Consider the following 10610-nt stretch of genomic DNA (forward strand, 5'->3'; position numbering starts at 1 on the left):
GAATAACGGTTATGTGAGTACATAGATATTGGGGGTAGCAAAAGTGAAAGGTATGTTTTGCAAAAGATTCATTGCGTTGGTAACAGTGCTTGCACTAGCTTTTGGCATGTTTGCACCATATAGCAATGCATCAGCAGAAACAGGAGCTGCTTTAAACATTGAAGCAGGTGCAGCGATTTTAGTTGAAGCGAATTCTGGAAAAATTGTATATCAAAAGAATGCAGATGAATTATTATCAATTGCTAGTATGACAAAGATGATGAGTGAATATTTAGTTCATGAAGCAGTGGATAAAGGAAAACTTAAGTGGGATCAAAAAATTAAGGTTTCTGAATATGCATATAAGATTTCACAAGATGCTTCATTATCAAATGTTGCATTAGAAAATGGTGGCCTGTATACAGTAAAAGAGTTATACGAGGCAATGGCAATCTTTTCTGCAAATGGTGCAACAATTGCATTAGCAGAAGCAATTGCAGGTAAAGAAGTAGATTTCGTAAAAATGATGAATGATAAAGCGAAAGAACTAGGATTGAAAAATTATAAATTTGTTAATTCTACGGGTTTAACGAACAAAGATTTAAAAGGGATGCATCCTGAAGGTACAACACCGGATGAAGAAAATAAAATGTCTGCGAAGGATGTTGCAACTTTAGCGCAACATTTAATTAAAGATTATCCAAAAGTGTTAGATACAGCAAAAATCCCGAAAAAAGTTTTCCGTCCCGAAAAAGAGAAATTTGGGATGTCGAACTGGAACTGGATGTTAAAGGGTTTAGTTAAAGAATATGACGGAGTAGATGGTCTAAAAACAGGATCAACTCCAGAAGCAGGGGACTGCTTCACTGGTACGGTTGAACGAAACGGTATGCGTTTTATTTCTGTAGTTATTAAAACAAGTTCTCATACAGCGCGTTTCGATGAGACGAAGAAATTATATGATTATGGCTTTGCTAACTTTGAAATGAAGAAAATGTATGAAAAAGGTTCTTCGGTCAAAGGAAAAGAAACAGTAAGAGTTGAACATGCGAAAGATAAAGATGTAGCAGTTCAAACGAAGCAAGCTGTTTCACTTCCGGTGCCAAAGGGAAGTAAAGACGTTTATAAAACAGAATTTAAAGAAGGCAATAAGGGACAAGAAGCACCTCTGAAAAAGGGAGTTGCACTTGGACAAATGGTTGTAACGTCTAAAGATAGTAATGATCCTGGATTTTTATCAGGAAAATCATTACAAGTAGACCTTGTAACAAAATCTGAAGTAGAAGAGGCAGGCTGGTTTACACGTTCTATGCGCGGAATTGGTTCTTTCTTTAGTGGTATGTGGAATGGTGCTATTGATACAGTAAAAGGTTGGTTTTAAAAGCTCCTCATTGTAGGGGCTTTTTCTTATTCCTATTTTTCATACCGACTTTATGAAAAAGTAGTGGACAAGCATCAGATAGTTAGTGGTAGAATGTAAGAGTATTCTTAATTTTCTTCTTTAACGGGGAAAGCAATTCACCTAGGGGGGTTTTTGTACATGACAAATGTAACAGGGACAGAACGTGTAAAACGTGGAATGGCAGAAATGCAAAAAGGCGGCGTTATTATGGACGTAGTTAACGCTGAGCAAGCAAGGATTGCAGAAGAGGCAGGCGCAGTTGCTGTTATGGCATTAGAGCGTGTACCTGCAGATATTCGTGCAGCAGGTGGCGTTTCTCGTATGGCAGATCCAACAATTGTTGAAGAAGTTATGGGTGCTGTATCAATTCCGGTTATGGCAAAATGTCGTATCGGTCACCTTGTAGAAGCACGTGTATTAGAATCATTAGGGGTAGACTATATCGATGAGAGTGAAGTATTGACTCCTGCTGATGAAGTATACCATTTAAATAAACGTGATTACACAGTTCCGTTTGTATGTGGTTGCCGCGATATCGGAGAAGCTGCACGTCGTATTGCAGAAGGTGCAGCTATGCTTCGTACAAAAGGTGAACCTGGAACAGGAAACATTGTAGAGGCGGTGCGTCATATGCGCCAAGTCAATGCAGAAATCCGTCAAGTTGCAAGTCTACGTGAAGATGAGTTAATGACATATGCAAAAAATACTGGTGCTCCTTATGAAGTACTACTTGAAATTAAACGCCTTGGTCGCCTGCCAGTTGTAAACTTTGCAGCAGGTGGTGTAGCAACACCAGCAGATGCAGCGTTAATGATGCAACTTGGTGCTGATGGTGTATTTGTTGGATCTGGTATCTTCAAATCAGAGAACCCAGAGAAATTTGCACGTGCAATCGTTGAAGCAACGACTCATTATGAAGATTACGAACTAATTGCAAGCCTTTCTAAAGGATTAGGTAATGCAATGAAAGGTATCGAAATTTCAACGTTATTACCAGAACAACGCATGCAAGAGCGTGGATGGTAATTAAAGGAGATCTTTAAAATGGTGAAAATTGGTGTACTAGGTCTTCAAGGTGCAGTTCGTGAGCATGTAAAATCAGTTGAGGCAAGTGGTGCAGAAGCTGTTGTTGTAAAGCGTATAGAGCAAATTGAAGAGATTGATGGTCTTATTTTACCAGGCGGTGAAAGTACAACAATGCGCCGTCTTATTGATAAGTATGCTTTCATGGAGCCTCTTCGTACATTTGCGAAGTCTGGTAAACCAATGTTTGGTACATGTGCAGGAATGATTCTTCTTGCGAAAACACTTATTGGCTATGAAGAAGCACATATTGGTGCTATGGATATTACGGTTGAGCGCAATGCGTTCGGACGCCAAAAAGATAGTTTTGAAGCTGCACTTTCAATGAAAGGTGTGGGAGAAGACTTTGTTGGTGTATTTATCCGTGCTCCGTATGTTGTAAATGTAGCTGATGATGTTGAAGTACTTTCTATGCATGGCGAGCGAATGGTAGCGGTAAGGCAAGGGCCGTTTTTAGCTGCTTCTTTCCATCCGGAATTAACGGATGATCATCGTGTAACAGCATACTTTGTAGAAATGGTAAAAGAAGCGAAAATGAAAAAAGTTGTATAAGTAACTTGCAACTTGTATAAGATTATAGTAAATTGATGATAACAATTTTATAAAATAAGCGTGTTGATAGGAAGTAGTAACAAATGTTGTTTCTTATAGAGAGTCGATGGTTGGTGGAAATCGATAGAAACAGTTTGTGAATCCATCCTGGAATGGAATGTGGAATATCTTTTGATTAGTAAACATTCCCGGTGAAGAGCCGTTATTTCTACTTGAGAGGAAAGCGGTAATGCTTTCAACTAGGGTGGCAACGCGGGTTAACTCCCGTCCCTTTGTATAGGGACGGGAGTTTTTTGTGTTTTATAAAATAAAAGGAGGAGTATATAATGCTTGATATTAAATTTTTACGTACGAATTTTGAAGAAGTAAAAGCAAAATTACAGCATAGAGGCGAAGATTTAACGGATTTTGGTCGCTTTGAAGAACTTGATACGAGAAGAAGAGAGCTACTTGTTCAAACAGAAGAACTAAAAAGTAAACGTAACGAAGTATCTCAACAAATTTCAGTATTAAAGCGTGAAAAGAAAGATGCGGAAGCTCTAATTCTAGAAATGCGTGAAGTTGGGGAAAAAGTAAAAGATCTTGATAATGAGCTTCGTACAGTTGAAGAAGATTTAGAAAGATTAATGCTATCTATCCCAAATATCCCTCATGAATCTGCCCCAATAGGTGAAACAGAGGATGATAACGTAGTAGCACGTACTTGGGGAGAAGTGAAAGAATTTACTTATGAGCCAAAACCACATTGGGACCTTGCTACTGATTTAGGGATTTTAGATTTTGAACGTGCTGGGAAAGTAACAGGAAGCCGATTTGTATTTTACAAAGGTGCTGGTGCAAGATTAGAACGTGCTTTGATTAGCTTTATGCTTGACCTTCATACTGATGAGCATGGATATGAGGAAGTATTGCCTCCTTATATGGTAAACCGTGCAAGTATGACAGGAACAGGACAACTTCCGAAGTTTGAAGAAGATGCATTCCGTATTGAAAGTGAAGATTATTTCCTAATCCCAACAGCTGAAGTACCTGTAACGAATATGCATCGTGATGAGATTGTGAGTAAAGAGCAATTGCCGATACGATATGCTGCGTTTAGCTCATGCTTCCGTTCTGAAGCAGGTTCAGCTGGTCGTGATACACGTGGTTTAATTCGCCAACACCAATTTAATAAAGTTGAACTTGTGAAGTTCGTGAAACCAGAAGATTCTTACGAAGAGTTAGAAAAATTAACAAATGATGCAGAGCGCGTGTTACAATTATTAGAGTTGCCATATCGTGTTATGAGCATGTGTACAGGAGATTTAGGATTTACAGCAGCGAAGAAATACGATATTGAAGTATGGATTCCAAGCTATGGTACATATCGTGAAATTTCTTCTTGTAGTAATTTTGAGGCATTCCAAGCGAGACGCGCGAATATCCGTTTCCGTCGTGAGCCAAATGGCAAACCGGAACATGTTCATACACTAAATGGATCTGGTCTTGCAATTGGACGTACAGTGGCAGCTATTTTAGAGAACTACCAACAAGAAGATGGTACAATTATAATTCCAGAAGTTCTTCGCCCTTATATGGGAGGGAAAACAGTTATTAAATAAGTTAAAACATTCATCGGTATGAGTGATTGGTAATTATGGACGTTGTCAGCAGTGTCATAAAGGAGAGGGGAAGTAAAATTTTCCTTTCCTCATAATTTATTATAGTAGGGTTGACTAACTGTTTTTCTTTTGATATTATATTTGATGTCAATATGGAGGTATACCCAAGTCTGGCTGAAGGGATCGGTCTTGAAAACCGACAGGCGGCGAGAGTCGCGCGGGGGTTCGAATCCCTCTACCTCCTCCAGATATAATTGACAACAGCGCATATAAGTGGAGATTGGAGAACTCGTTACCAACACGTAACGAGTTTTTATTTTAAAACCAATCATAAAGTATGATGTAAGGATATAGTGTCCTTATTACACACTCATATTCCGATGATTATCTTCATAGATATGAAAGGAGTTAACATGGATCTTATTATACAAACGTTTCCTTTAGATGGAAAAACTTTATATTATGTACAATGTCCTGTCTGTAAGAACAATAGAATTTTAAACAGTGGTGCAAATGTGTCGCGCATTATAAGTGATGATACATTCCGTAAACTTTGTGGTTGCACTTGTGATGTAAAACAGGTTGCAAAAAAAGTAGAGGTACCAAAAGAAGCTGAAAAACCAGCTGTGCAAAAAGAAGTAACTCCAAAACGTACAGGGAAATTACTAACAGCAGTAATTAATGGGAAAGAATTGACTGTTAAAGAGATTGCTGAAACATATGATATTAGTACGAGTACTGTTCGTCAGCGTATTAATGCTGGAAAGCCAGAGAGTGAAATTATTGCTCCGACAAAAAAGAAAAAGTAATTTCATAGGAAAACCCGTGCATATGCACGGGTTTTTTATTTTACAAGTTTACGTGTTTGTTTTAAAAAATGTCCAATTTTTTTAATGATTGGTTCGATTGAATCACCATCTTTTAAAATATCGTATTCATTAATGTTTAATCGTAAAACAGGGCATGAATTAAAGTTATTAATCCAGTTATCGTAACGTCCATGCATCTCTTTCCAATATTCAATTGGTGTTTGCTGCTCCATGGGACGTCCTCGTTCTTGAATGCGATCGACAATATCATCAAAAGAACCTTCTAGGTAAATTAATAAGTCTGGATGAGGGAAGTAAGGAGTCATGACCATAGCATCAAATAAACCTTTGTATGTTTCATAATCAGTTTCAGTCATTGTACCCTTTTCGTAATGCATTTTTGCGAAAATACCAGTGTCCTCATAGATAGAACGGTCTTGAACAAAACCGCCACCATATTCGAAAATTCTTTTTTGTTCTTTAAATCGTTCTGCTAAAAAGTACACTTGTAAGTGAAAGCTCCAGCGTGTGAAATCGGCATAGAACTTGTCCAAATATGGGTTGGAATCTACTTTTTCAAAAGATGTGCGATAACCTAAAACGTTAGCCAATGCAGTTGTCATAGTTGATTTACCGACACCTACTGTTCCAGCAATAGTGATAACTGCATCATTTGGTATATCATATTTTTGCCTTAAATTCATTGTTATTTCGACTCCTTCAAGAGAGTATTTTGAAGAGCTGATAAGATGACATTTAAATCATCATGATTTCTTACAAAATCCATATCGTCTCCATTAAATTTCAATACTGGAATATCTGGATGGTCCTTTTTGAAAGCATCCATTGCTGTTTCGTAATCTTTTGTAAGCTGTAGCAAGTAATTTGGATCCATATTTTTTTCGAATTCTCTTCCGCGCATGGCAATTCGTTTTTGTAATGTTTCTAGGCTCGCTGTTAAATAAACGATGACATTTGGCACAGGCATATCTTGCGTAAGAATGCGATAAATTTGCATGTACTTGTCATATTGAGAATCTTTTAATGTACGGGATGCAAAAATTAAATTTTTAAATATATGATAATCTGCTACTACAGGCTTTCTTTGATTCAAATACTTTATGTTAATATCCTCTAGTTGTTTGTATCTATTACAAAGAAAGAACATCTCTGTTTGAAAACTCCATTCGTCGATGTCTTCGTAGAATTTTCCTAAAAAAGGATTTTCATCAACAATCTCTTTTAGTAAGTGGAGTTGCATGTGAGTTGAAAGTTCCTTCGCAAGTGAAGTTTTTCCAACACCAATTGGTCCTTCAACCGTGATAAATGGTACTCCGGTCACGCTGTTTCCTCCTTTCAATCAGTGATTTACCGTGACTACTAAAAACACAAAACAGAATTATTGTAGCACAAGAGGGGAGCGAGCGGACTAATTTGATATAAAAAGTTAGAAAATAGATATGTATTAATTAAATTTTATTTGGGATGACGGTACAATATTTGCCTTTAATGTGGCTTCCATTATTTTTAAAGCATGTTCATTATCTTGCTCGTTATTAGAAGCGATGCAATCCCGTGGTACATAAAGTGTATAATTTCTCATATGGGCATCATTAGCTGTAAAAAGGATGCATATGTTCCCGGCAATTCCTGTTAAAATGAGATTTTCGATTTTTAAATAACCTAATAAAGAATTCAAAGGTGTTTCATAAAAAGCAGAGTAATGTGGTTTAATAAAAATGTAATCGTCAGTATGCGGAGCAATGGCCTCGATAATATTTTTACTATACTCATTTGTACAATGGGTGATAAGTTGATCAATATCAGATCTCCAAAGTTGATAGTGATCATTGACATAAATTATTGGATAGCCCAATGATTTCATGGTGTCCTTTAATTGTAAAATGGGGTTCTTTATAATTTCACATTTCTGTGCCAGGATGGGTCCGTGGGAGAATTGAAAATCATTAATCATATCGATAATGAGTAAGGCAGTATTTTTCATATGTAATTCCCTCTCTTTCTTCTTTAGGTTGGATTGAATTTGTAAAAGTTATCCCACCTGCAAGAAATGAAAAAGTGTATTTTATTTTTGGTGAAAGGACTATATTATGGAGCGAGATATATATTTTATGCAGTTAGCAATAGAGGAAGCGAAGAAGGCGGAGGCGATACAAGAGGTACCAATTGGTGCTGTAATTGTGCTAGATGGTGAAGTGATTAGTGTCGCACATAACTTAAGAGAAACTGAACAGAGATCAATAGCTCACGCCGAACTCTTAGCTATTGATGAAGCTTGCAAAAAATTAGGGACATGGCGTTTAGAAGATGCAACGTTATATGTAACATTAGAACCTTGCCCAATGTGTGCAGGGGGAATTGTTTTATCGCGTATAAAACGGGTTGTATATGGTGCGAGCGATCCGAAAGGTGGATGTGCAGGTACGTTGATGAATCTTTTAACTGATGAGCGTTTTAATCATCAGTGTGAAGTAGTGGCTGGTGTACTTGAAGAGGAATGTGGTACGTTGTTAACGATTTTTTTTAGGGAGCTTCGTAAGAAAAGAAAAGAAGTGAAAAAACTAGAGAAAAGTAATGGTAACTAACGTATTTGCATTTTGTAAAAAAACAAGTTATACTGATAATGCCTTATCCAAGGCAACCGAATATTGGTTTTAACTTTGCCGTGCTAAGCGGGGAGGTAGCGGTGCCCTATACTCGCAATCCGCTCTAGCGAGGCTGAATCCCTTCTCGAGGTTATGCTGCTGTAAGGTCTGCCTTAAGTAAGTGGTGTTGACGTTTGGGTCCTGCGCAACGGGACCCCGTGAACCTTGTCAGGTCCGGAAGGAAGCAGCAATAAGCGGGTTTTCTCGTGTGCCGCAGGAGTGCCTGAACCGAGCTAACTGCTTAAGTAACGCTTATGGTACGTAATCGACAGAAGGTGCACGGCAGTTATATATGTATACAAAACTCACCTTTATATAAAGGTGAGTTTTTTGTATGGAAAATAACTTTTGGAATCTATAAACAGAATGGGTTATAATAAATAAGATAATAACCTTTGAGGGAGGCCGTATTTTCGTGTCATACCAAGCGTTATACCGAACATGGAGACCGCAAAAATTCGAAGATGTAGTCGGTCAAAAGCACGTGACAAAAACGTTGCAAAATGCCCTTCTTCAAGAGAAAGCTTCACATGCTTATTTGTTTTCGGGTCCGAGGGGAACAGGGAAAACGACAATTGCAAAAGTATTTGCAAAGGCAATTAACTGTGAACACGCCCCGGTAGCTGAACCTTGTAATGAATGTCCTTCTTGTTTAGGAATTACACAAGGGTCTATTTCAGATGTATTAGAAATTGATGCGGCTTCAAATAACGGTGTAGATGAAATTCGAGATATAAGAGATAAAGTAAAATATGCTCCAAGTGCTGTAGGATATAAAGTATACATTATTGATGAAGTTCACATGCTTTCTATGGGTGCCTTTAATGCGCTTTTGAAAACTTTAGAAGAGCCGCCAGGACATGTTATTTTTATTCTGGCGACAACAGAACCGCATAAAATTCCAGCTACAATTATTTCGCGTTGTCAGCGTTTTGAGTTTCGAAAGATATCAGTAAATGATATCGTTGAGAGATTATCGACGGTCGTGACGAATGAAGGTACGCAAGTAGAAGATGAAGCGTTACAAATCGTAGCGCGTGCCGCCGAAGGTGGTATGCGTGATGCCCTCAGTCTTATTGATCAAGCTATTTCTTATAGTGATGAGACGGTGACGAGTGAAGATGTTTTAGCTGTAACAGGATCTGTATCTCAGCGATATTTGGGTGACCTGGTAGAATGTATACGTGAAAATGATGTATCAAGAGCGTTACGTATTATAGATGAGATGATGAGTAAAGGGAAAGATCCAGTTCGCTTTATGGAGGATTTCATTTACTACTATCGTGATATGCTTTTATATCAAACTTCACCACAATTAGAACATATGTTGGAACGGGTAATTGTAGATGATCAATTCCGTACGTTAAGTGAAGAAATGCAACCGGAAGTAATCTATGAAATTATTCATACCCTTAGTAAGGGACAACAGGAGATGAAGTGGACAAACCATCCAAGAATATTCTTGGAAGTTGTTATGGTGCAACTGTGTCAGCAGTTTATGATGCAAGCAAACGGCGCAGATCGTTTACAAGCGATTATGAACAGGATGCAGCAGCTGGAGAAAGAGTTAGAGCAAGTTAAAAAGAATGGTGTGCCAGCTGGTGTTCAGCAGGAAGTAAGAGAGACGCGGGCAACACCAAAACCGGTACGAACAGGAAGTATGAAAATTCCTGTTGGACGTGTGAATGAAGTGTTAAAGCAAGCGAAGCGTCAAGATTTAGAACAGTTAAAAGCTGTATGGGGCGAATTATTAGGAAGGCTCAAGTCACATAACAAAGTAGCATTTGCTGTTTTATTAGAAAATAGTGAACCAGTTGCGGCTTCGGATGATACCTATGTGTTAGCATTTCAATATGAGATTCATTGCAAAATGGCTAGTGAAAATCGAGAAGCGATGGATACATTGGAACAAACTCTTTTTGAATTGTTAAGTAAAAGGTTAAATATGATTGCTATCCCAAAAAGTGAATGGGGTAAAATTCGTGAAGACTTTTTACAACGCGAAGGCGGGGATTCTGAAGAAAGCCCAGAACAAAAAGAAGATCCTCTTATAGAAGAGGCTGTAAAATTAGTAGGGCAAGAACTTATTGAAATAAAAGAGTAATAATAATGAGGAGGAATTAATTATGATGCGTGGCGGAATGGGAAATATGAATAATATGATGAAACAAATGCAAAAGATGCAAAAAGACATGGCGAAGGCGCAAGAAGAGCTTGGCGAAAAAACAGTTGAAGGTACAGCTGGCGGCGGAATGGTTACTGTTATTGCAAATGGTCATAAGCAAGTTCTTGAAGTGAAAATTAAAGAAGAAGTTGTAGATCCAGAAGATATCGAAATGTTACAAGACTTAGTATTAGCTGCAACGAATGATGCACTTAAAAAGGTTGATGAACTTTCAAACTCTACAATGGGCAAATTTACAAAAGGCATGAACTTACCAGGTGGAATGTTCTAGGAGGATATTGATATATGCATTATCCAGAACCGATATCAAAATTAATCGATAGTTTTATGAAG

The 10610-nt window shown here is 37.8% G+C and carries 12 protein-coding genes, 1 tRNA gene, 1 other RNA gene and 1 other annotated feature (1 of these 15 cut by a window edge); of the genes, 11 read left to right on the top strand and 3 right to left on the bottom strand.

Going from position 1 to position 10610, the window contains the following annotated elements; translation table 11 throughout:
* Positions 1-52 precede the first annotated feature (52 nt).
* From JFU23_RS15625 to JFU23_RS15650, 6 genes are all read left to right on the top strand, one after another.
* Positions 53-1360 (top strand): serine hydrolase, encoded by a 1308-nt coding sequence (locus tag JFU23_RS15625; RefSeq protein ID WP_201032292.1) that lies wholly within the window; start codon positions 53-55, stop codon positions 1358-1360.
* Between the two features lie 159 nt (positions 1361-1519).
* Positions 1520-2407, top strand: coding sequence for a pyridoxal 5'-phosphate synthase lyase subunit PdxS (gene pdxS, locus JFU23_RS15630; protein WP_002009615.1), 888 nt, complete (start codon positions 1520-1522; stop codon positions 2405-2407).
* Positions 2408-2425: 18 nt separating this feature from the next.
* Entirely contained in the window at positions 2426-3016 is a 591-nt protein-coding gene (gene pdxT, locus JFU23_RS15635; protein WP_201032236.1) for a pyridoxal 5'-phosphate synthase glutaminase subunit PdxT, read from the top strand.
* 54 nt (positions 3017-3070) lie between these two features.
* Positions 3071-3291 (top strand) — a binding site (T-box leader).
* 51 nt (positions 3292-3342) lie between these two features.
* Positions 3343-4617 carry a serine--tRNA ligase gene (serS, locus tag JFU23_RS15640; protein ID WP_002009617.1) on the top strand — a complete coding sequence of 425 codons (1275 nt, stop codon included), beginning with the start codon at positions 3343-3345 and terminating at the stop codon, positions 4615-4617.
* A 154-nt stretch (positions 4618-4771) separates the two neighbouring features.
* Positions 4772-4864: transfer RNA gene (locus JFU23_RS15645), tRNA-Ser, on the top strand.
* A 166-nt stretch (positions 4865-5030) separates the two neighbouring features.
* A complete protein-coding gene (locus tag JFU23_RS15650) occupies positions 5031-5426 on the top strand; it encodes a sigma factor-like helix-turn-helix DNA-binding protein (RefSeq protein WP_002029297.1) in 396 nt (131 codons plus the stop codon).
* 35 nt (positions 5427-5461) lie between these two features.
* On the opposite strand, the gene JFU23_RS15655 is transcribed toward JFU23_RS15650, so the two are convergent.
* The 3 genes from JFU23_RS15655 to JFU23_RS15665 all read right to left on the bottom strand — a co-directional run bounded on the left by JFU23_RS15655 (position 5462) and on the right by JFU23_RS15665 (position 7431).
* On the bottom strand, positions 5462-6130 hold the full coding sequence (locus JFU23_RS15655; protein WP_085308541.1) for a deoxynucleoside kinase: 669 nt from the start codon (positions 6128-6130) through the stop codon (positions 5462-5464).
* Between the two features lie 2 nt (positions 6131-6132).
* On the bottom strand, positions 6133-6768 hold the full coding sequence (locus JFU23_RS15660; protein ID WP_002170085.1) for a deoxynucleoside kinase: 636 nt from the start codon (positions 6766-6768) through the stop codon (positions 6133-6135).
* 123 nt (positions 6769-6891) lie between these two features.
* Complete coding sequence (locus JFU23_RS15665; RefSeq protein ID WP_002130738.1) at positions 6892-7431, bottom strand: cysteine hydrolase family protein; 540 nt, start codon at positions 7429-7431, stop codon at positions 6892-6894.
* Between the two features lie 106 nt (positions 7432-7537).
* Here JFU23_RS15665 and tadA point away from each other — a divergent pair, with 106 nt between their 5' ends.
* From tadA to recR, 5 genes are all read left to right on the top strand, one after another.
* Positions 7538-8032 carry a tRNA adenosine(34) deaminase TadA gene (gene tadA / locus JFU23_RS15670; protein ID WP_002063356.1) on the top strand — a complete coding sequence of 165 codons (495 nt, stop codon included), beginning with the start codon at positions 7538-7540 and terminating at the stop codon, positions 8030-8032.
* A gap of 78 nt (positions 8033-8110) precedes the next feature.
* Positions 8111-8375: signal recognition particle sRNA large type (gene ffs / locus JFU23_RS15675), an RNA gene on the top strand.
* Positions 8376-8507: 132 nt separating this feature from the next.
* Positions 8508-10196: a DNA polymerase III subunit gamma/tau gene (gene dnaX / locus JFU23_RS15680; RefSeq protein ID WP_002029302.1), complete on the top strand. Its 1689-nt coding sequence runs from the start codon at positions 8508-8510 to the stop codon at positions 10194-10196.
* A gap of 25 nt (positions 10197-10221) precedes the next feature.
* Positions 10222-10548, top strand: coding sequence for a YbaB/EbfC family nucleoid-associated protein (locus JFU23_RS15685; protein ID WP_170935248.1), 327 nt, complete (start codon positions 10222-10224; stop codon positions 10546-10548).
* Positions 10549-10562: 14 nt separating this feature from the next.
* Positions 10563-10610, top strand: the start of a protein-coding gene (recR, locus tag JFU23_RS15690) for a recombination protein RecR (RefSeq protein WP_085308546.1). It continues 549 nt past the right edge of the window; only the first 48 of its 597 coding nucleotides appear in the window; its start codon is at positions 10563-10565; its stop codon lies off the right edge, out of view.

Origin of the sequence: Bacillus sp. TH50 (assembly GCF_016650565.1) — a bacterium.
GTDB lineage: Bacteria > Bacillota > Bacilli > Bacillales > Bacillaceae_G > Bacillus_A > Bacillus_A mycoides.

What these genes read in the sequence shown, in the direction of transcription:
- JFU23_RS15625 (WP_201032292.1), top strand. Translation starts at nt 53, where the DNA reads ATGTTTTGCAAAAGATTCATTGCGTTGGTAACAGTGCTTGCACTAGCT.
- pdxS (WP_002009615.1), top strand. Translation starts at nt 1,520, where the DNA reads ATGACAAATGTAACAGGGACAGAACGTGTAAAACGTGGAATGGCAGAA.
- pdxT (WP_201032236.1), top strand. Translation starts at nt 2,426, where the DNA reads ATGGTGAAAATTGGTGTACTAGGTCTTCAAGGTGCAGTTCGTGAGCAT.
- serS (WP_002009617.1), top strand. Translation starts at nt 3,343, where the DNA reads ATGCTTGATATTAAATTTTTACGTACGAATTTTGAAGAAGTAAAAGCA.
- JFU23_RS15650 (WP_002029297.1), top strand. Translation starts at nt 5,031, where the DNA reads ATGGATCTTATTATACAAACGTTTCCTTTAGATGGAAAAACTTTATAT.
- JFU23_RS15655 (WP_085308541.1), bottom strand. Translation starts at nt 6,130, where the DNA reads ATGAATTTAAGGCAAAAATATGATATACCAAATGATGCAGTTATCACT.
- JFU23_RS15665 (WP_002130738.1), bottom strand. Translation starts at nt 7,431, where the DNA reads ATGAAAAATACTGCCTTACTCATTATCGATATGATTAATGATTTTCAA.
- tadA (WP_002063356.1), top strand. Translation starts at nt 7,538, where the DNA reads ATGGAGCGAGATATATATTTTATGCAGTTAGCAATAGAGGAAGCGAAG.
- JFU23_RS15685 (WP_170935248.1), top strand. Translation starts at nt 10,222, where the DNA reads ATGCGTGGCGGAATGGGAAATATGAATAATATGATGAAACAAATGCAA.